Below are 20941 nucleotides of genomic sequence, written 5' to 3' on the forward strand. Positions count from 1 at the left end.
CTGGTCAGTTTGCCCCGGAATGGGGTGGTCAATTTGACGCGGAATCACTGGTCACATTCCGCCGGAATTGGGTGGTCAATATCAGCGGTATATCCAGCATGTATTTGCTTAGAACAATTTTACAGATTAAAAAGAGGGTGCGAAATAGGGCATGTAGAAGTTTGTATTAATATGGATTACTTTGAACTATAATTTTGCATTATCCATAAAAAAACCCTCTAAATCATACAATTTAGAGGGTTTTGATACTACTTGGTATCGCTTGTTGTCGGGATGGCAGGACGATAAATCCTTTCCGCAAATTACTATAAATCAATACGTTGATAGAGACTTTTTAGAACTACTCACTGTTTTACTCACATATTCTTTAGCAGTAATCGATACAAATATAATTCAATTTATTTGAAAATTGAAGGAGAATCCTACAAATTTGCGCAATAGAAATGGTTTATTCACACATCTAATAGGTTGATTTCAATTACCTTCTGTTCTGGATTTTTCAAATAAACATTTTAAATCATTTTACCTTTAAGTGTCTTGAATCGACCAGAAAAATCGAGGTTTTCATAGCGTGTAAGAGGCCATTGTTCGACTCCGATATTACCCACTTGATTATCAGTCTTTTAGGTTTAACTCTGAAAGTCTATTTTTTTTAGTCCGACATTAGTTCAACATTTTCCTTGATTTTTATCATGTTATTGACAATTGAATTCAAAATCAACAGTCAACGCATTAAAATGGTCAAAGTGTACTGGAACTAATTGACCTTAACCTCAAAACAGTACGATTAATGGCTCCGGAATATATAGATGAACATCATGATCAATTCTTAATGAACTCCAAATAAGCCAAATTATTTCCTGTATCATAATACATGGTGATTACCTGATCGCCAGTTTCTGTAAAAGTAATCGTACCAATTTCTCCTCTTGCCCATCCATGTGCGCTGCCCGTACTAACTGGGAATTTACCTTCGGCTTTGGGCTCATTGTTGACAGAAAATTTCAGGGTGCCGACCCCATTTCCGTAAAGTGCAATTATTTTATAGGTTCCGGCTTTTTGCACGTTAACATTATATTTTACCCATTCACCATTCGAGGCACCTCCAATGTATAATTGGTTAACTGGTGGATTAAATAAGTTGGAGTGAGCAAAATCGGCGAAGTCTTTGGTATATGAAATATCTACACCTTCGTCTTTTCGAAAATCCCAAAAATAACTACTTGCATCGGGTCTCTGATGATCTTTACCTTGGTTAAGAATTCCACTTAAGATATTTACAGGATCAGTATCGTGATAGCCTACTCCCTCCCCACCGGCATTGTAATAAGCGCATTCAACACGCCCGGGAATCAGCTGTGGTTTTAAAAGTGGAATATATTGAGACAGCCATGGGTTTGGCATAATCGTTCCCTTATCGAATGTAAAATGATCCAATTGGATATCATAATCGGCCGGATCCCAAACAAAGGTCATAAAATCGAAACCAGTTACTGAGGTACGGTCAGTCATTGAAGAACTCCCCCTCCAAACCATATCCTTAACGGGAATACTAATTCGATGCCATGCCCCATCAGCAAATGAGGAATCATACCTGCTTAATGGTATGGGGGCAGGATTAAGTTCGGTTACCGTAAAGAACATCTGTTTTGGCTTTTGAGGTCCGGTTACTTTAATATCGAAGGACACTGCATCGTATTCACTAAGATTAACCGATTTTGACTGCGGACCGGCCCATTTCCAGCCAAAGAAAGAATAAAGATAATTTTTAGTTTTGTTATGATAGTGAATAATTCTTTTTCCGTCAGCGTCAGGTTCATCAAGCTTGATGGATGAATTTGTTTCACCTTTACCAGTCCAGCCCTCGCCACCAGTAGCCGATTTGCTGTCCCAAACTAAAGTGCTTTTTAAATGGCTGCGCTCTTGAATTCCGTTGGCTTGTTGATGAGTTGCATCCGGCTTTTTAACAGCACAAGAGGCCGATAGCAACACCAACGTAATAAATGGATAGATTTTCAGGTTTGTCATAGACGATTTTTTTATTATAATTATATTAAATAAAATGGTTATAAAATCCACAGGAGACATTTAATAACGGATCCTACCGCGCTAATTTCCAATTCTACTGGGCTGGAAAAACAAATTTAAAGAATGTACGCTCAGAGTATCATGATGTGCAGCACGAAACCCTTAAAATCAAAATTTATAAGTAGTTAACATTCTTATTATTAATTTGTTATGTTTTGCATAATCAAGAAATGAGAGAGATATTTAGCCTCTTTGATAGTAATAAAATCGCAAATAAATGAGCTCAAAATAAAATTGTACCGGGATTTCGTAAATTAGTGTGAACTATGTAAACCAACTGCAAAAAGATTATGAGATTTTTTTTGTTTCTAATGATAGGCGTATTGTTATGTCATAACACTAAATGCCAGAATACCGATGACAATCTTTTACAAACACTGAAAAAAGAGATTTTCAAAATAAAGGTCTATGATCAGCAAAAGGATCAGAGAATTCTAATGTATAAGAATAAGTTAGCAAAATCAACTGAGGGCGATAAAGTCACGCGATACACTCTTCTTGATTGCCTATACGAAGAATACAAGAACTATAATTTTGATTCTGCGCATATCTATATCAGTAGGCTGCTAACAGTAAGTAACGAATTAAGAGACGAAAGAAAGCTTTATGAGACCAAAATTAAGCTGGGTTTAATCCAATTATCATGGGGTATGTACAAAGAAACCTTCGATTGTATCGCTGATCTAGCCAAACACAAGCTTCCTACTGATATCCGTGCCGACTATTATTCCTTGAAGTACAGGGCGTATCAAAATCTAGCTACCTATAATACTGATAAGTTTTATTCCGAAGCGAATCAACGGGAATCCGTTAAAGCACTAGACTCAGCAGCGCATTTATATCCAACAGGAACATATATGTATTACAAATCTGCGGCGCAGTTTCAACTTATTAGCGGGAAAAAGTCTAAAGCAATTGAACTACTTCGACAAGTCATCACCGATTCAAATGTGAATTATCAGCGTCGTGCGATGGCGGCATTTGACTTAAGTTACCTCGTTGGGGATAAAGAAAAAAGAAAGCTGATCATTTCAGCTGCGATTTATGATATGAGATCCTCGACTAAACAAACGCTCGCCACTTTTACGCTCGGAAAAATCCTATATAATGAAGGTCGCCTTGATGATGCACAGTTATTTTTAAAAACTGCAATAGAGCAGGCTAAGCTTTTCGGTAGTAGATTACATGAGGAAGAAGCGTCGATTCTTTTGGATCAGGTAACCGCGAAGATTTTATTGAATTTAGCAAATAACAAAAATCAGGCACTTAAAATAATGATCGGCCTTGTCATTCTAGCATTAATGGGCTTAACAGGAATTTCATTACTTGTCTATTACCAATTAAAGAAAGTTAGAATACGGGAAGCATTAGTGCAGGAAAAATACCAGCATTTGGATTCAATTAATAAAAGGCTCTTTGAGGACGCGCAGATTAAAGAGAAATACATCGGCTATTTCTTTAAGATCATATCGGGATATATTCTAAAACTTGAGAAAATTAAACGAAATACAGAGCGTAAATTGAAAGTACAAGATTATGACGAACTACTGAAATTAGCCGGGGAGATAAACATAAAAAAGGAACGTGACGATTTGTTTTATACATTCGACAACATATTTGTAAAACTATTTCCAAACTTCGTAAAGAGTTTCAATGCGCTATTGAATACTGAAGATCAGATCTGGCCAAAAGATCACGAGATATTAAATACTAATTTACGCGTATTTGCACTTATGCGATTAGGTATAAATGATAGTCAAACCATAGCAGACATTTTAGAAACTTCAATAAGTACAATTTACACCTACAAAAACCGCATAAAATCAAAATCTTTAGTGGACGGTAATGACTTCTATAGGGTGATTATGGATATTAAATTTGGCGGCATGTAAGATAACCACCTTCGAGAATACAACGATATTTCAGAAGGTTTAAGCTCAAAAGCCCGGCTTTAAATACCGTTCTTTAGCAACTTTGATATATACTTTTTGATAATTAAACTCGTACCGTATTGTAAATCAACTAATTACTATTAGTTTTTTTTGATTTTAATTTCTCCTAATGCTACGTTGAAGGTTTTGAACTAATCTATCGGCATTTTTGTAATTGCATACACGATGTGCTTTGCTATTACCAATTATTTACTCTCAAGTTTAACGCAAACTATTGACCGATAACAGGAAGGAGGCCGTCAAAGAGAAAGATACACCTAAAATCCAATTCCGGGAATGTTGAGATCACTCCCGGCATAATTAGCAGATGGGCGCTAACATGGATTAGAATTCAATCGCAAAATGTCAATTATACCATTTAATCCTAAATCAAATGTATACAATATTTACTAAAAATGAATGCAGACGAGCAACTGAAAAGCGGCGAAAATATCTGCATTTAAATTATTTTATTATCGCCGTAATGGCATCTGCACCATTGTGCGTGAACGCTTTGGATTTGCCAAATATAAACGCAAGGGAAATCAATTTTAGGTCTACCCAGGCGATGGCAGCAACAGTGTCTGGAAAAGTCTCCGATAGCAAGGGACAAGGCATCCCTGGTGTTACTGTTGCGGAAAAAGGGAGTAACAATGCAGTCATAACGAACCCAAGTGGTGAGTATCAGATCAAAGTCAGTGGCCCTGACGCTGTATTGGTTTTTTCGTATGTGGGTTTTGATACCCAGGAAATAAAAGCATCAGACAAAACAGTACTTAACGTTGTGTTATCAGAAAAAGAAAACGCATTAAATGAAGTTGTGGTTGTTGGTTATGGTAGCAGGAAAAAATCTGATCTTACCGGCTCTGTAGCTAGCATATCTGCAGAAAATCTAAAAGGAAGGGCAATTGTAAATTTCGGCCAGGCTATGGCGGGCCAGTTGGCTGGTGTGCAGGTTCAGCAAATTAATGGTGCACCAGGGGGGGAAGGACTGGCTGTGAGAATTCGTGGTACCGGCTCTATCACTCAATCTAATTCACCATTGTATGTGGTGGACGGATATCCAATGGAAAGTGGTGCTTTTCAATTGATCAATCCTGCGGATATTGAAAGTTTGCAGGTGTTGAAAGACGCGTCATCCACCGCAATTTATGGTTCAAGGGGAGCGAATGGCGTAGTTATCATTACAACCAAAAAAGGCAAGGTCGGACAATCCGTTGTCAATATCAATGTGTTTAGAGGTTACCAAAATAAAACTAAAATTATTCCGGTTTTAAACAGAGATCAGTATGTGCAATGGTTCATCGATGGCCGTAACCAGGCTTGGCTTGATCAGGCAGTGATCAACGCTGACCCCAACAAAATGCCACACTCGATCAATGACGCAAATAGTAGAAGAAATTTATATCCAAGCGCTAGTTCTCTTTACGTTATCCCTGACGGCACAAATGGCTACAAATACAATTTTTTAGACCCGGCATCGGTTTCGCAAATGCCTGACAATAATTGGCAGGAGCAATTGTTTCGATTGGCAAAAATGGAACAATATGAGTTATCTGTTACAGGGGGGACGGATAAAACAAAATATGCTTTTTCAGGAAGTTTTGTGAATGAGGATGGTATTATCATCAATACAGACTATAAACGGTTCAATTTCAGGAATAATATTGAAACACAAGTAAATAGCCGATTGAAAATTGGTTTTAATTTAAATGCGTACAGTTCTAATGGAAATGAGCAAGTTAACGGTAGGTATTCACCTCTCCAATTCGCATTGCAGCTACCACCGATCTTTGATGTGCGTAATGCTGATGGAACTTACGGTTCCATGGTAAGGAATCCCGAGGTTTTTGGCGGTGATGTAGCTAACCCCATTGGCGTAGCCGAACAAATAACCACTTATCGAAAAAAGTATGGATGGTTAGGCACAGTATATGGAGAGCTTGACATAATAGCAGGCCTGAAATATCGTATCAATGTTAATGGCGGTATTCAGGATAATAACCTGAAAATCTTCGAACCTTCAACAGTGGATTTGGATGCCTCGCGCGCACCAAGGCCAGCAAGGGGGGTAAATGAGCGAAATACCAACTACGATTGGGTAGTAGAGCAAACCCTTTCCTATAATAAAAAATTAGCAGAAAAGCATGACTTAGTTTTGTTGGGCGGTTTCTCAGCGCAAAAAAACAGCAATGATTACATGTATGGAGAAGCAAGAGGGTTTCCTAATGATAATATCCATACACTAAACGTTGGTACCATGTATCAGCTTAGCAGTACGGAATCTCAATATTCGATGATCTCGTACTTTGGGCGGCTTAACTATACATTTGATAATCGTTATTTATTAACAGGGACGGTACGTACTGACGGATCATCGCGTTTTGGACAGAATAAAAAGTGGGGCGTATTTCCATCTGTATCCGGCGCATGGCGTGTTAGCCAGGAAAACTTCATGCAAGGGCTATCTCACACAGTTAATGATTTGAAATTAAGAGCCAGTTACGGTATTGCGGGTAACAATCGAATCGGTAATTATTCAGCCATCGGGTTATTAAATACGTCATTTTATCCTACCGGGGGTGTTTTACAAAATACTGTAAACCCATCCACAGTACCTAATGATGACTTGGGTTGGGAAAAAGTATTACAAAGCAATTTCGGTATTGATGTAGGCCTTTTTGACGATAGGATTAGGCTTGAGGCTGATTACTATAACAGTAAATCAATTGATCTTTTGCTGAATGTTCCTGTGCCAACAATAACAGGTTACACTACCCAAATTCAGAATATAGGAAAAGTACAAAATAGAGGATTTGAATTTTTGCTAACAACGCGTAATCTGGAAGGCAATTTCAAATGGTCAAGTAATTTTAATATATCTTTTAACAGAAACAAAGTTCTTGAAGTGGGGCCGGGTGGCCAACCTATATTTGGTGGGGCTGCAAGTGCAAATAATACCTTCATTACCTTGCCTGGCCAGCCTATTGCAAGTTTTTATGGTTATGTGTTTGAGGGCGTTTTTACCAGCCAGGCAGAATTGGATAAATACCCTCACTTACTTAGTGATAAAATTGGTGATGGACGCTACCGCGATGTTAACGGCGATGGTAAACTTGATCAAACCGATAAAACCTATATTGGTAATAACCAGCCCAAATTCACAGGCGGTTTTAGCAATAATTTTTCTTACAAAAATTTCAGTTTGTCTACTCAATTTGGTTTTTCCTATGGTGCAAAAGCATTTAGTTTCTTGAACCGTTTGGTAGGAATCTATCACGGCGACCGGAATGGTTTGCTGGAACAAGTCGATCGTTGGAGATCAGTGGATCAACCGGGAGATGGCATGCATTTTAGGGCTACACGGAACCCAATCGGTTTGCAACGTGACCCGTCATCAAATTGGGTTACAGACGTTTCGTATTTGCGTCTTCGCAATGTGACACTTGCATACGACTTCACGAAAGACTTAACAAAGCATCTTAGAGTCAATGGATTGAGAGTTTACATGACTGGTCAGAATTTGATCACCTGGACAAAATATATAGGTTATGATCCGGAAACGAGCAGCGAGGGAGACGGGCTTAGTCGTGGTGGTGACTATTTAGGTTATCCAACAGCCCGAACATTGATTTTAGGTCTAAATATCACTTTTTAATTGAATAGAGATGAAAAAATTAACATTTGTCGCGTTTAGCATAATGCTGCTATTTTCGTGTAAGAAAAACTTCATAGAATTAAACCCGCCATCTAACCTAAATTCTTCAGGATTTTATAAAACAGAGAGCGACATGAACCAGGCAGTTCTATCTGCCTATGCAGGTTTAAGAAGTATATACAACAACACCTTGGTTAAACTGGGGGAAATCCGTTCGGACAATACAACTTATTCATGGCTTTCGGGCAGTCCGGCTGATGATAATGGGATTGACATATTTTCAGCGCCGCTTTTGCCCGAGAACGGCTTTCCTACAAGCTGCTGGAACAACTCATACAATATAATTCTCAGGAGCAATATTGTCATAGCACGCATCGATGGTGTAACTTTTAAAGACGAAAAACTTAAAAAGCAATATATTGCTGAAGCCAAATTTATACGAGCACTGACTTACTTTTGGTTAAATCGTGTTTTTGGTGGTTATTCTACCAGTAACAATCTTTTAGGTGTTATCAATGTGGAAAAGGAGATCACTTCAGCCGAGGCGTATCAATTGACACGATCAACCTTACAAGGAACTTATGATTTAATTGTGGCTGATCTTAAGTATGCAGAGGAAAATCTGCCTGCCAATTACGCTGGCAACGATTTAGGTCGCGCCACCAAATGGGGCGCCAAAGGCTTGCTCAGCAAAGTATATATGACTATGGCTGGTTACCCTTTAAATAAAGGGAGTGAATATTACACGCTTGGCCTTCAAAAAGCCGAAGATGTGATCAATACATCGGGTGCAACATTGGTAGCAAGCTATGCTGATTTGTTTGATGTAACCAAGAAAAATAGTGCCGAATCGCTCTTTGAAGTTCAATATCAGAAAGGTAGCGCGAACGGGTCTGCCGGGAGCCCTTGGAATAATGACTTTGCGCCACGATTTTCAGATAAGGAAGTAGTCTTAGTGGGTGATAAAGGAGGAACTAATGCGCCAACAACCGATATGTCTAAAGCTTACGAGACTGGCGATCCCCGTAAATATGTTTCAATGAGGGATAGCTGGATAAATGCCAAAAACGGAACTATTCAAAATGAAAGGTATGTAAGAAAATATTACGATGTAGCACTAACAGGAAGCGACAACAGTAACAATTGGATTGAGTTGCGACTGGCCGATATATACCTTTTAGCAGCTGAAGCATTAGTGCGTACAGGTGGCGACCATGGGAAGGCCATTATATACATAAATAAAATTCGTCAACGAGCAAGAAATACCAAGGGTGACCCATCAATCACTCCTTCTGCGAATCTTCTTAAAGATTACACAGTTGGTGATTTTGCTAATGATGATGCCATATTGTTAGCGATTGAAAAAGAACGCCGGCTGGAACTGGCTTTTGAAAATCACCGCTGGTTCGATTTGGTAAGAACGGGCCGTGCGAAGGATGTAATGGTTGCGGAACAGGCTGCGGATGGTTATACTCCGTTTACTTGGAACGATAACATGTTAGCCTATCCTATCCCAACTACCGTAATGCAGGCAAACCCAGGAAAAATTATCCAAAATCGTGGTTATACGCAATTTTAAATAATAACTGCAGGATTTAAAACGTGCTATTTTTAAGTCCTGCAGAATTACAATCAGCTATATCAAATAGTATTAAATACAAAAAAATATATAATGGAAAAACGCAGAGAATTTATAAAAAAAGCGGCAATAGCTGCCGGCGGCATAGCAATAGGAACGAAAACTTTTGGCTTTACGGCTAAGAGTTATAACCGGATTATAGGAGCGAATGAGCGCATTAATGTAGCCATAATAGGCCTAAATGGTCGGGGAGGCAGTATGTGTACAACGTTTGCCAAACAAGCTAACTGCCTGGTAAATGTTGTCTGTGACGTTGATTCGCGCACTATCCCTAAAACCCAAAAAAAAGTTCAGGATGCCAGTAAACTTTCAGAAGCTCCCAGAGGGGAAGGGGATGTTCGCAAAGTCATGGAGGATAAAACGGTCGATGCGATATATATAGCCACCCCGGATCATTGGCACGCACCGATGACTATTATGGGATGCCAGGCAGGCAAACATGTTTATGTAGAAAAACCAGTAAGCCATAACCCGCACGAGGGAGAACTGGCTGTTCACGCAGCTCGTAAATACAAACGCATTGTCCAAATGGGTGCGCAACGGCGGTCTTCTCCGCTGGCTATCCAATGTGTAAATGAATTACACGGCGGCATAATTGGTCGGGTTTATTTAGCTAAAACGTGGTATACAAATACACGTAAATCCAATAATTTTACACCGGGAAAAGTGCCATCATGGTTAAATTACGACCTTTGGCAGGGCCCTGCACCACGCAAACCGTATCTTGATGGACTAATCCATTACAATTGGCATTGGACTTGGGATTATGGAACCGGTGAGGCATTAAATAACGGAACACATGAGGTTGACTTAGCTCGTTGGGGGCTTGGTGTTGACCTGCCTACTCGCGTAACCTCTGTTGGCGGACGCTACCAGTTTAAAGACGATTGGCAAACACCAGATACGCAAATCATTACCATGGATTATCCGGGCCGCGTATCGCTAGTGTGGGAGAACAGGAGTTCGAACGGTCGTAAAATTGAGGGTTCAGACCGAGGTGTCATTTTTTATGGAGATAATGGAAGCCTTGATACAGACGGCGAGGAATACACCTTATACGATTTAAATGGCAAAGTTGTAAAACAGATAAAAAAAGAAGGCGCTGCCGCAGATGCCGGGTTGGACGGTCGCAATACCGCCAGCCCAAGTTTAGGATTAGACAGCTTGCACGTAGCTAATTTTCTGGATTGTATAAGGGATAATAAAACGCCCAATTGCGATGTTGAACTGGGGCATAAAAGCGTTTTAGCAATGCAATTAGGAAATATTTCCTGGAGATTAGGCCGTGATCTGCATCTGGATCCAAAAAATGGTCATATCCTAAATGATGCTGAAGCTTTAAAATTATGGACACGAACCTATGCTCCAGGCTGGGTTCCAAAGGTATAACTTTAATAATTAAAATATGAAAAGAACAATATTAACGTTTCTAATTCTTACCACTTTCGCTTTTGCTTATAGTCAGGTAAAAAAGGATAACACATTAACAAAAAAAGAAATCCGTGATCATTGGAAATTATTATTCGACGGCACTACTACATCAGGCTGGACAAAGGGCGACGGCTCCGCGGTAATTGTTCAACCCGGTGCCTGGGAAATCGAAAATGGCGCTTTGGTTTTAAAAAAGGGTGCCAAAGGAGGGGACATTTATACTTCCGACGAATATAAAGACTTTGAATTTACTGCTGACTTTAACATTGAATCTGGAACTAACACAGGCATCAAGTACCTTTTTCAAAAATATGAACAAGGTGGCAACCTTGGTTGCGAGTTCCAGATTATAGATGATGTTCTTGGCGAAGACAATAAACTGCCTAATCATTTATTAGGTTCCCTTTACGATGTTTTGCCACCCATCGAAGCTAATAAAAAGATTAATCAACCGGGTGAATGGAATAGTATACGTATCTTGGTAAAAGGCAATAATGTACAACATTTTATTAATGGATTAAAAGTGTTGGAGTATACACGTGGCAGTGAAGAATATCGAGCTGGCGTAGCCAAAAGCAAATTCAGCAAGGTCCAACCATTATTTGGAACGGTAGAAAAAGGCCGTTTTCAATTACAGGATCATCATGGCCCTGTTACCTACAAAAACTTAAAAGTGAGGCCACTTTAGCTTAACATATAGCAAGGCAGTAAATTGAATGTATTGCCTCGCGTTTTATAGATTATAAATGATGAACAGAAGGATTTGGATAAAGCAGCTAATGCTTGCCGGTGGGGGTATATTATTATTGCCGGCTTGTGTGAACGATGAAGGGGCGGTATCTGTACCTCTCAAAAATATTTCGATAACAAGTAAGCAAGAGCTGCTATTGGCCGATATTACCGAAACCATCATTCCCAAAACAAATACACCAGGCGCAAAGGAGCTTAACCTGCACCATTTTGTTTTAAAAATGTTTGATGATTGTTATGATGCAACGAAGCAAGCCGGCATTGTAGCAGGCTTAAAGCAGTTTAATGATTTTGCAAAGGATAGTGCCGGCGATAACTTCATCGCGTTAGCGACAAATAAAAAATTGCAATTGCTAAAAACTATTGCTAAGGATGCCACGGTTAATGCCGACCTGAAATTGTTTTTAACCGAAACACGGAAGCTCACCATTAAAGGCTACAGCAATTCAAAATATGTATTAACAAAACTGCGCCCGTACGAGTTAGTACCGGGCCGTTTTCATGGTTGTGTACCCGTAAATAAAGCCGTCTAATGATCGATATAGTATATGATGCAATAGTAGTTGGCTCGGGCATGTCGGGCGGCTGGGCCGCCAAGGAGCTTACCGAAAAAGGCCTCAAAACCCTAATGATAGAAAGCGGCCGCGACGTACAGCATCCTATAGATTACCCAACCACCAATATGATGCCCTGGGAATTTGAACACCGGGGTAAATTGCCGCTTGTGGTTGCAAACCAATACAAATCCATGCGCAAGCATTTTTTGATGGACGAAAGTACAATCCATTTTATTAAAAAGGACGCCGAGCAGGAATACATACAAGATAAGCCTTTTGACTGGATACGCGGCAACCAGGTAGGCGGCCGGTCGTTATTATGGGGCAGGCATACCCAGCGTTGGAGCGATTTTGATTTTGAGGGCCCTAATCGGGACGGTTTCGCTATAGATTGGCCTATACGCTATAATGATATTGCGCCCTGGTACAGCCATGTAGAGAAATTTATAGGCGTATCAGGCAATAAGGATGGGCTAGATATATTGCCAGATGGCGAATTTTTGCCACCTTTTGATATGACCTGTATCGAAAAGCACTTCAAAGAATCGGTTGAAAAAAATTATAATGGCAGGCATGTAATTATTGCCCGCTCTGCCAATATTTCGACACCCAACCAAATACATTTGGATCAGGGCCGTGCACAATGCCAGCGACGAGATCTTTGTTCACGCGGCTGTCCGTTTGGGGGATATTTTTCAAGTAATTCCTCTACCATACCCTGGGCAAAAAAAACCGGGAAGCTTACCCTGCTCACCGATTCGATTGTTGAATCGGTAATTTATGATAAAGCACTTGGGAAAGCCACAGGCGTAAGGGTAATTGATAAGCATACCAAAACCATAAAGGAATATAGCGCCAAAATAATTTTTGTGAACGCTTCAGCATTGGCTACCAACTTAATCTTGCTCAACTCCAAATCAAAACGTTTTCCTAACGGGTTGGGTAATGATAGTGGGCTGATGGGTAAGTTTATTGCTTTTCATAGCTATCGTGGTATTGTTTCGGCTGAGTATGATGGTTTAAAAGAATCGACCACGGATGGCCGCAGGCCAACAACCAGCTATATGCCGCGGTTCAGGAACGTACACAAGCAGGAAACCGACTTTTTACGGGGTTATAATGTAGAGATAGGTTCATCTCGTCCAGCTTACCCCGTGGGCGAGGAAAACGGCGAGGAGCTGAAAAGCAACTTGTTGAATACAGCGCCTGGCAATTGGTCTATCTACGCCAAAATGATGGCCGAAACCATACCCAAGGAAGTGAGCCACATAAGTTTAGATCCGGTTAAAAAAGATAAATATGGCTTGCCGCAATTGCGCGTTTCGATTGAGTTTGATGACAACGACGAGAAAATATTGAAAGATTTTTTTACTGAATTTACCGAAATGTTTACCAAAGCGGGCTACACCAACATTAAACAAATTGATACCGAACGCAAACCCGGCAATGAAAATCACGAAATGGGTGGCGTACGTATGGGCCACGATCCGCAAACATCATTGCTTAATAGTTTTAACCAGCTGCACCATTGCAAAAATGTATTTGTTACTGACGGGGCGTGCATGACATCGACTTCGAGCCAAAACCCTTCAATTACTTATATGGCACTAACTGCCCGAGCGGTTGACCATGCTGTGAGCGAATTAAAAAAGGGAAATATATAAATGACTCTGAACTCTGCACAATAGAAATTTCTACTATTATTTGCAATAGATGCAAATTTCAGATTATACCGTTAAATTTTTTTTTTTAAAAAATAGTTAGTAGATAGGCTTTTATAATTGCCTAAGGGTCAGGTTAAGTTAAGGTTTAAATCAAATTTGTATAAAATTAACTATATATTAAACAGTAAAAGCATGCTAAAGAACTCTCCGATAATTGCATGTAGAATTAATGGAACATCCGTTAATAACCTATCAAAAAATTGGACGGTCTAAACGCATTATTTTATAAAAAAACAGTAAAATTACCGTTCAAATAATTAAAGATCATGAATATTTTAAAAATTAGTCTTCTATTTGGCTTATGTGTGATGGTTTCTTCGAAATCTCTTTTTGCCCAAAAAATAGGTAAAATGAAGCGAATTTCTAAAACAGCTTCTACCTCAGCTACGCCATGCATGGATGTTCTCCATCTTTTTACAGCTGCCAACGTTCCTGCCTTGGCTCCGGAAGAAGAATTTGCGCCATTGGTTTCGTCTACTGATGAGACACCGCCCAATCTACCGGGCAAAGGTTTAGCACAACACACCATGTTATACGCAGGGGAAAATTGCGCTAGAATGTTTCTTGTAAAAGATGGGAATGTAATATGGACTTACAGTACTGGCAAAGGAGGGGAATTTGACGATGTTTGGATGTTGTCTAACGGTAATATCCTATTCAGTAAAATGCAATACGTTGAATTAATTTCTCCCGATAAAAAAGTGTTGTGGAGATACGATTGTAATAATTCAAACGGTGCCAAGCACACAGAAGTTCATACCTGCCAACCTATAGGTCTAGACAAGGTTATGTTTGTAGTAAACGGCCTTCCTCCCAAACTAATGATCGTAAATACTAAAACTGGGAAAGTAGAGGTTGAACATGAGCTTCCTTATATCCAACCCGCAAATCCAAAAGACATACATCCACAGTTTAGGCGGGCCAGGGTAACGGCTCAAGGCACTTACCTACTTTCTTTACAAAATTTGGGGATGTATGTAGAATTAGATAAAAATTTTAAAGAAATATGGCGCTACAAAACCACTACGCCTTGGGCAGCTCTCAGGTTAAAAAATGGCAACACCCTAATGACTGATGAAGTGGAATGGACAACGCGTGAAGTCAATAGTAAAAACGAAATTGTGTGGGAGTTCGACTGCAAAAAAGACTTGCCTGCTGAATATCAATTTGTTGCTGCGCCGCAGACCTGTACTCGCTTAGCCAATGGAAATACCATTTTTGCTTCGCAAGGTAGAGGAGGTAAAGGCCCGCAATTAATCGAAGTAACAAAAGATAAACAGGTGGTTTGGGTATTGCGCGACTGGAAAACCGTTAGCGGTTGTACAGGTTTGCAGGTGTTAGACGACCCAGGTATTCCCGAAATGCCTGGACAATCAGAACATTAGGTGGATATTCCGAAACCATTGATCACTTCATTCCGAAACGGCGAACAATTGCTTCCGAAACACTTTAGCCCTGTCAATTCCTTGATTATTAACTACCATTTTGTAAGGTGATTAGACAAATCGTTTTTCTGAATCCTACGGAATCGCCTAGGTAAGCGTTTCGGAAAATACATGTATAGTACCATCGCCGGGAGGCTCTGCGGTGCTTTCCGAAATATTGGCCGGGATAGGATTGCGGACGATATTTTAAAGGCCATGAAGGCTGCGGATCATGATGCTCGGAATTTTACCACACTACCCATTTTCAACGCTTAGGCACCAAAAGCGAAAGGCGGATGAAATGTCAAGGCCCTTTAGATTTGCTTTGTGATTATTATCGAAAGTATCTTGTTGACAAAGAATAAGGTGAACCAAGTCAAGGCCCAGTTTAAAGACCTATGCTTCGTATTAGTCCTTATTCCAAGTCCTTTAGGTTTTCTTTGTGATTACTATTAAAACTATCTTGTTGACAAAGAATAGGGTGAACCAAGTCAAGGCCCAGGTTAAAGACCTATGGCCCGTATTAGTCCCTGTTCCGAGTCACAAGTCGATGTCAATGACAAGTTAGAATTTTAGACAGCAGGTCTTATAAAGGTTTTAGTCTGAGTACATCACATTAATTTATTTAGTATGAAATACAAAGTATTTATCGGCATCGATGTATCAAAGCTTACTATTGATGCCCACCTGCACGGAATCGGTGCTTCCAAAACATTCAGTAACGAGGAAAAAGGATTTGCTTCGTTTTTAAGTTGGGTAAAAAAGCATAGTAAGCATTCGGAACATGCGGAGATGATCATATGCTTCGAGCATACCGGTATGTATTCAATTAAACTTGCCACCTATCTTAATGATATCGGAATCCCATTCGCTATGCTTCCTGCACTTCAGATCAAACAATCTATCGGAATAAGACGAGGAAAGAATGACCAGATTGATGCGCAAAGAATTGCTGAATATGCATGGCTACATCGCGAAACCATACAGGCAACTGTACTACCGGCCAAAAGTATTCTCAAACTTCAATCGCTGCTTACATTACGAAATCGTCTGGTATGTGATCGTGGCGGGTATGAAGCCACATGGAAAGAACAGAAAAAAGCATTGGAAGGAAAAGAGCATAAGGAGATATTTCAAGTTTATAAAAGTCTGATACAGAACCTAACGGTTCAAATTAAAAAGATTGAGGAACAAATAAAGGCGGTTATAGAAAGTGATGAAGGAGTCAAAATCAACTATCAATTACTAACCAGCATTAAATGCGTAGGGCCAGTACTGGCCGCAAATATGATTGCTTATACTCACAATTTTACCCGTTTTTCTACCTGGCGAAAGTTCGCCTGCTATGTGGGAACCGCTCCTTTTGAGCATCAGTCTGGCACCAGCATAAAAGGAAGAACACGAGTCAGTAGTTTATCTAACAAGCAGCTAAAAGAATTAATCCACATGGTTGCTATATGTGCCTGCGCATATAATCCAGAGATGAAAAGCTATTACAAGAGAAGGGTAAGCGAAGGAAAAAATAAGATGAGTACGCTAAATGTTATACGCAATAAGATTATTTCCAGAATGTTTGCCGTGGTCAATCGCGGCTCGGGTTATGTGGATCTGATGAAATATGCAGCTTAGAGCTTATCGTCTTAACTCTTAAACAACTTCCCCTTATTTTGGACGGGTTCTGTCAAGGGCAGCGAAGGGCGGGCCTGTGCGGCTGCGCTGTTTATGTACCCTTGAAAGGTTCCGGCCAAAATGAGAATTTTGTTGTCGAGTTAAGATGAAGAAATATTATTTGGAAAAGTCTTAGAATACGAAGCATCGCTAAAAAACAAAACACAATTGCTTCGTTTATATAGCCTCCTATGTAAAGCTTTATGTATAAAAATGGTTATTTTTCTATAATTGTGCAATATTTTTTCATTTTTTTCTTTGCCAGCCTTCCGTAAAGGCAATACTATCCACCGGCAGTAATAACTGCCATTAATTAAAGATTCACCCCATGTTTCTCAGCCTCCTATTTGCGATCATCCGGTTAGGAGCCGCCAGCATTCATTATGGGTTTTTATAAAAGGTGCTGCCTACTTGACGTTGCAGACTGTAAAAACAGCCGCAGGCTATATGTTGCAGTCACCTTTTTGCTTGTGTGCAACAGCTTGGCTAATAACAGCTGCCGGGTATATATTGCAGTCACCTTTTTTCTTTTGAGCACAAATGGGAAAATCTTTTTATTGTTGTTATTGTTTGTCGTGTTAGTATGTGTGTAAACTCGAAGAGTTTTCCATATACTAACACGTATCCGCCATGCTAACCAGGCTCGGCAGTACTTTCTTTAAGGCATGTTTTATAACCGTCTCCTGTTTTGATCACATGCCACATCCTACGCAAAAGTTTATGGGCCACTTTGATAATTATCTTGTTCGGTTGTTTTCCGGTATGGCTTCTATAATATGCCTGCATACTGGGGTCGCGTCTAACGGACACCCATGCACTTTCTATTAGATAGCTTCGCACCAAACTTTTAGTACGATAAGTTAAACCTCTGATTTGGACGGTTTCACCTGAACTGTAAATACTGGGGATCAGGCCTACGTAACTTGACAATTGATCGAACTTTCTAAACCTTCTAATATCTCCTAACTCTGATAATATACCAATGGCGATAACGGGTCCTACACCAGGAATAGTCATTAGTAATTGATAGTCATTGTTGAAGCACGCTGTGACGTACTGCCGTAGATCTTTGTTTATAGTCAGCCATTCCTGACGGACAAATGCCAAATGCCTTAACTTACTTTGTAAGCTGGAATGACCTGTAACATATTTCCACTCAATATCCTGTATCCACGTTGTCATTTCCTTAGTCCAGTTTGCATTCTCAAATTGCGATGGAAATTTAATGCCATAGTATAGTAGTTCAGCTTTGATCTGGCTCTTAAGTTTACGCATAACCTTGGTCAGGTTATTTTTTTGTCGGAATAAACTTCTAAGCTGTTCTCTCTGCTCATCAGGTACGTGTATTCCCGTAAGGTGGCCGGATTGTAGTTGTTTTGCCAAGTTTCGACAATCCATCTTGTCATTCTTTTGATCCTTGTTTTTTGCACTTTGTGGTATATCAGATGGATTGAGAACTTTGACTTTCCATCCTGCCTGTACTAGTTCCCGATAAGGAGCAAATCCACAACAGGACGCTTCGTAACAACATTCAACCGGATAATCTTTGAAATGCTGATTCACGTATCCAATAAGTTTATCAGGTTCCGAAGGCATGTTGAACGTTTTATGTTCAAACAGATCAGTCCTGATACTTACTGACCAGCTCTTTTTATGAACGTCTATGCCGATGAATAACTGTGGCGTTTGCATATGCTTAATGTTTTATTTCTAACAAAGCTTTTACATATATGCTTTACATTTCAGTCCGCCGGTCGGTAACTTTGCCGGACGCGGTGAAATGGAGATGTTTTTATTCTTGGGTGGGAAGGGCAAGTGTGTTGCGAACCTTCACTCTTGCCGCGCGTAAGGCAAAGCGGGTGAAGGAATGATCCCGGATACCAGGATTCATGAATGAACCTGCTTTGCCCGAATGGGGGGTGTCTTTAATCAATGAGTCTGATTTTTTAATGCTTTCAAACTATCTGCTTCACTTTCGAGCTGTTTAATACGCAACTCCGTTTCCTCCTTTTTGATACCTTTCTATGCTATCCGTCCTATAGCTGCTAATGTCAGCGACCTTAAAACTATCAAGGTCGTTAAACATCTCTTGTTTGCCATTTTTATCCAATTTAATATAATTCCAATACCACCACTTGCGGTAACGGGTGTTCTCGCTATTCATATACCAATAGCGGAAACCAAACCTGCTGATAAAGCCAATTGTTAATGCCAGGGCTGTTAAAATCATAAAACGTTTGCCCATAATCTTTAAAAAGCTTTTACCGCCATCCTCCGGCAATACCAATATGCGATTTTTGATGAAAAGATCATTAAGCTGCCTTTGAACCGAATTTTTTGTGGTGGTAAAACCATCCGCTATAATTTTGTGTACGGGTAATAATTCCGGCGCGGGGGCTGTTACCTGTATATTTTCTATCTTGCTTTTAAAGCCGTCTACTTTTTTAGTGAGTTCTTCAACCTTTGCAGGTAATACTTTAACTACCTCTTTTACCGCTTGTAATTCTTTGGTGAAATCCTCCATCACCGAATTAAAATTTGTTTCGTTTATCATAATCTAAATCCTCCCGATTGTTTAATCTGCTGTTCTTCTTCTTTTTGTTTTAATTGTTCTTGCTGCTTCTGCTGCTGAATCACCTCCCTTAGCTGTTGTGCCATACTTGGCTGTTGTTGCTGCTCTTGCTGTTGTTTCTTGTTTAGTGCTAATTGGTTTTCAATCTTCAATAATGGATAACCAACCTGGCTGCCCTTAAACCTGACTACTTGTGCATCTGTAAAAGCGATACCCCGGCCTAATTCAATTTCATAGCCCTTTGCGGTAATCTTATTCTGAAATTCTTTCATAGTCGTAGATTGCTTCAAGAATTTAGCAATGACTTCTTTTAATGCTTCTTTACGGATGTCCTGCCGTGGCAGCATCCTTTCTTCTTTAGACAGGAATTTACGCGGGCTAAGTACCTGTTCCAATTGGTGCTTCTTTTCTATGCTCCGGCAGAAGTTGGCTATTCTCTTATAGTTATTGCTATCGGATACTGTCTTGGCATCATAACCAACCCTATTAGCCACAATATGTAAATGCTGGTGCTGCCGGTCGGCATGCTCTATAACCACGTATTGGTTATTTTCAAATCCAAAGTCTTTAGCCATCTGCTTACCAATGTCTATTTTATCCTGGTTACTTAACTGGTCTGAATGGGCAAAGCTTAAAGAGGCATGCAATACTGGCTTAGATAGCTTTGGGTTTAAATACCGGACTTCATTGAACTGCTGTATCAATTCTTTTTTATTACCGAAGCATTGATTAAAGCAAATAACCTGCGCCTGCTTTTTCTCTTGTTCTATCTCCTGCAAAGCTTTACTCTGTTGTAATCTGCCTTCATGCAGGTAGTTCAAACATCCCCGGAAACTTTTTCCTGTACTTATCTTACCGATCATTGTAAATAGGCCTTAATATCCGTAACTACTTGTTGCAGGCTTGTGCTTTGCTGGTTGAGCCTTGCCCGTTCAAGAACGCTTAATTCATCAAAGCTATTTCGCTTTTTAGCGATCTGATTAAGATTGGCGGCTATGTGGTTTAGTGTTCCCGTTAACTGTAATACCTCTCTATTCAAAGTTTTAACCCCGAATTTTACCGCTCCCTTCAAGCCCATTTCCCGCAAGTATTCCGATACGCTTAAACCAACCTGCTTAGCCTTGTTCTCAATCTGCATCCCCTCAAAAAAGGAACACTTAACGGAAAGTGTTCGCAACCGCTTTACTTCTTTCGGCGGCCTGCCGCGTTTGTTATTTTTTGGCTTTTCCAACATCCTTAAATCCTTTCCTGTCTTAAAAATCTCCCCATGAATGCGATAGCATGAATGGGGCCAGCAAGTTTTGGTAACACCAAAACATAGCTCATACTTTAGCAGAGTAATTCAGGAGATAGGTTAATGAGTAACTAACACAAACCTGCAGCACCATAATCATGTGTATGCTTAGCAAGATCTTACCATCCCGATCAGAGGCTTACAAGAGACAGAAACAAGAGTACCGAACATTAACCTGCAGCAATTAACAGGTTGTATGCATAGC

14 protein-coding genes are annotated in these 20941 nt (G+C 39.9%); 9 read left to right on the plus strand and 5 right to left on the minus strand.

Annotated features, from left to right (window positions below; genetic code table 11):
- Positions 1-822 precede the first annotated feature (822 nt).
- A complete protein-coding gene (locus ACFSYC_RS03650) occupies positions 823-2028 on the minus strand; it encodes a hypothetical protein (RefSeq protein ID WP_377123638.1) in 1206 nt (401 codons plus the stop codon).
- Positions 2029-2378: 350 nt separating this feature from the next.
- Here ACFSYC_RS03650 and ACFSYC_RS03655 point away from each other — a divergent pair, with 350 nt between their 5' ends.
- The 9 genes from ACFSYC_RS03655 (at position 2379) to ACFSYC_RS03695 (ending at position 16831) form a co-directional block, all read left to right on the plus strand.
- Complete coding sequence (locus ACFSYC_RS03655; RefSeq protein WP_377123640.1) at positions 2379-3980, plus strand: DUF6377 domain-containing protein; 1602 nt, start codon at positions 2379-2381, stop codon at positions 3978-3980.
- Between the two features lie 433 nt (positions 3981-4413).
- Positions 4414-7677 carry a SusC/RagA family TonB-linked outer membrane protein gene (locus ACFSYC_RS03660; protein ID WP_377123642.1) on the plus strand — a complete coding sequence of 1088 codons (3264 nt, stop codon included), beginning with the start codon at positions 4414-4416 and terminating at the stop codon, positions 7675-7677.
- A gap of 10 nt (positions 7678-7687) precedes the next feature.
- Complete coding sequence (locus ACFSYC_RS03665; RefSeq protein WP_377123644.1) at positions 7688-9256, plus strand: RagB/SusD family nutrient uptake outer membrane protein; 1569 nt, start codon at positions 7688-7690, stop codon at positions 9254-9256.
- Between the two features lie 93 nt (positions 9257-9349).
- The gene (locus ACFSYC_RS03670) at positions 9350-10705 is read left to right on the plus strand and encodes a Gfo/Idh/MocA family protein (protein ID WP_377123646.1); all 1356 of its coding nucleotides are present in this window, start codon (positions 9350-9352) and stop codon (positions 10703-10705) included.
- A gap of 16 nt (positions 10706-10721) precedes the next feature.
- On the plus strand, positions 10722-11435 hold the full coding sequence (locus ACFSYC_RS03675; protein ID WP_377123648.1) for a 3-keto-disaccharide hydrolase: 714 nt from the start codon (positions 10722-10724) through the stop codon (positions 11433-11435).
- Positions 11436-11493: 58 nt separating this feature from the next.
- Positions 11494-12030 carry a gluconate 2-dehydrogenase subunit 3 family protein gene (locus tag ACFSYC_RS03680; RefSeq protein ID WP_377123650.1) on the plus strand — a complete coding sequence of 179 codons (537 nt, stop codon included), beginning with the start codon at positions 11494-11496 and terminating at the stop codon, positions 12028-12030.
- Positions 12030-13718, plus strand: a complete 1689-nt coding sequence (locus ACFSYC_RS03685; protein ID WP_377123652.1) for a GMC oxidoreductase — start codon at positions 12030-12032, stop codon at positions 13716-13718. The genes ACFSYC_RS03680 and ACFSYC_RS03685 overlap by 1 nt, the downstream gene beginning before the upstream one ends.
- Positions 13719-14044: 326 nt before the next feature.
- Positions 14045-15163, plus strand: coding sequence for a beta-propeller domain-containing protein (locus tag ACFSYC_RS03690; protein ID WP_377123654.1), 1119 nt, complete (start codon positions 14045-14047; stop codon positions 15161-15163).
- A 669-nt stretch (positions 15164-15832) separates the two neighbouring features.
- Positions 15833-16831, plus strand: a complete 999-nt coding sequence (locus ACFSYC_RS03695; RefSeq protein ID WP_377123656.1) for an IS110 family transposase — start codon at positions 15833-15835, stop codon at positions 16829-16831.
- Positions 16832-17503: 672 nt separating this feature from the next.
- On the opposite strand, the gene ACFSYC_RS03700 is transcribed toward ACFSYC_RS03695, so the two are convergent.
- The 4 genes from ACFSYC_RS03700 to ACFSYC_RS03715 form a co-directional block, all read right to left on the minus strand.
- Positions 17504-18562 (minus strand): IS110 family transposase, encoded by a 1059-nt coding sequence (locus ACFSYC_RS03700; RefSeq protein WP_377123658.1) that lies wholly within the window; start codon positions 18560-18562, stop codon positions 17504-17506.
- A 292-nt stretch (positions 18563-18854) separates the two neighbouring features.
- On the minus strand, positions 18855-19424 hold the full coding sequence (locus ACFSYC_RS03705) for a hypothetical protein (RefSeq protein WP_377123660.1): 570 nt from the start codon (positions 19422-19424) through the stop codon (positions 18855-18857).
- Positions 19421-20305: a relaxase/mobilization nuclease domain-containing protein gene (locus ACFSYC_RS03710; RefSeq protein WP_377123662.1), complete on the minus strand. Its 885-nt coding sequence runs from the start codon at positions 20303-20305 to the stop codon at positions 19421-19423. Before ACFSYC_RS03710 ends, ACFSYC_RS03705 begins: the two co-directional genes overlap by 4 nt.
- On the minus strand, positions 20302-20676 hold the full coding sequence (locus tag ACFSYC_RS03715) for a plasmid mobilization protein (RefSeq protein ID WP_377123664.1): 375 nt from the start codon (positions 20674-20676) through the stop codon (positions 20302-20304). Before ACFSYC_RS03715 ends, ACFSYC_RS03710 begins: the two co-directional genes overlap by 4 nt.
- Between the last annotated feature and the right edge of the window lie 265 nt (positions 20677-20941).

This window comes from Mucilaginibacter antarcticus (assembly GCF_042686155.1).
GTDB lineage: Bacteria > Bacteroidota > Bacteroidia > Sphingobacteriales > Sphingobacteriaceae > Mucilaginibacter > Mucilaginibacter antarcticus.

Coding starts and splice junctions, on each gene's coding strand:
- ACFSYC_RS03650 (WP_377123638.1), bottom strand. CDS start 2,028: ATGACAAACCTGAAAATCTATCCATTTATTACGTTGGTGTTGCTATCG.
- ACFSYC_RS03655 (WP_377123640.1), top strand. CDS start 2,379: ATGAGATTTTTTTTGTTTCTAATGATAGGCGTATTGTTATGTCATAAC.
- ACFSYC_RS03660 (WP_377123642.1), top strand. CDS start 4,414: ATGTATACAATATTTACTAAAAATGAATGCAGACGAGCAACTGAAAAG.
- ACFSYC_RS03665 (WP_377123644.1), top strand. CDS start 7,688: ATGAAAAAATTAACATTTGTCGCGTTTAGCATAATGCTGCTATTTTCG.
- ACFSYC_RS03670 (WP_377123646.1), top strand. CDS start 9,350: ATGGAAAAACGCAGAGAATTTATAAAAAAAGCGGCAATAGCTGCCGGC.
- ACFSYC_RS03675 (WP_377123648.1), top strand. CDS start 10,722: ATGAAAAGAACAATATTAACGTTTCTAATTCTTACCACTTTCGCTTTT.
- ACFSYC_RS03680 (WP_377123650.1), top strand. CDS start 11,494: ATGATGAACAGAAGGATTTGGATAAAGCAGCTAATGCTTGCCGGTGGG.
- ACFSYC_RS03685 (WP_377123652.1), top strand. CDS start 12,030: ATGATCGATATAGTATATGATGCAATAGTAGTTGGCTCGGGCATGTCG.
- ACFSYC_RS03690 (WP_377123654.1), top strand. CDS start 14,045: ATGAATATTTTAAAAATTAGTCTTCTATTTGGCTTATGTGTGATGGTT.
- ACFSYC_RS03695 (WP_377123656.1), top strand. CDS start 15,833: ATGAAATACAAAGTATTTATCGGCATCGATGTATCAAAGCTTACTATT.
- ACFSYC_RS03700 (WP_377123658.1), bottom strand. CDS start 18,562: ATGCAAACGCCACAGTTATTCATCGGCATAGACGTTCATAAAAAGAGC.
- ACFSYC_RS03705 (WP_377123660.1), bottom strand. CDS start 19,424: ATGATAAACGAAACAAATTTTAATTCGGTGATGGAGGATTTCACCAAA.
- ACFSYC_RS03710 (WP_377123662.1), bottom strand. CDS start 20,305: ATGATCGGTAAGATAAGTACAGGAAAAAGTTTCCGGGGATGTTTGAAC.
- ACFSYC_RS03715 (WP_377123664.1), bottom strand. CDS start 20,676: ATGTTGGAAAAGCCAAAAAATAACAAACGCGGCAGGCCGCCGAAAGAA.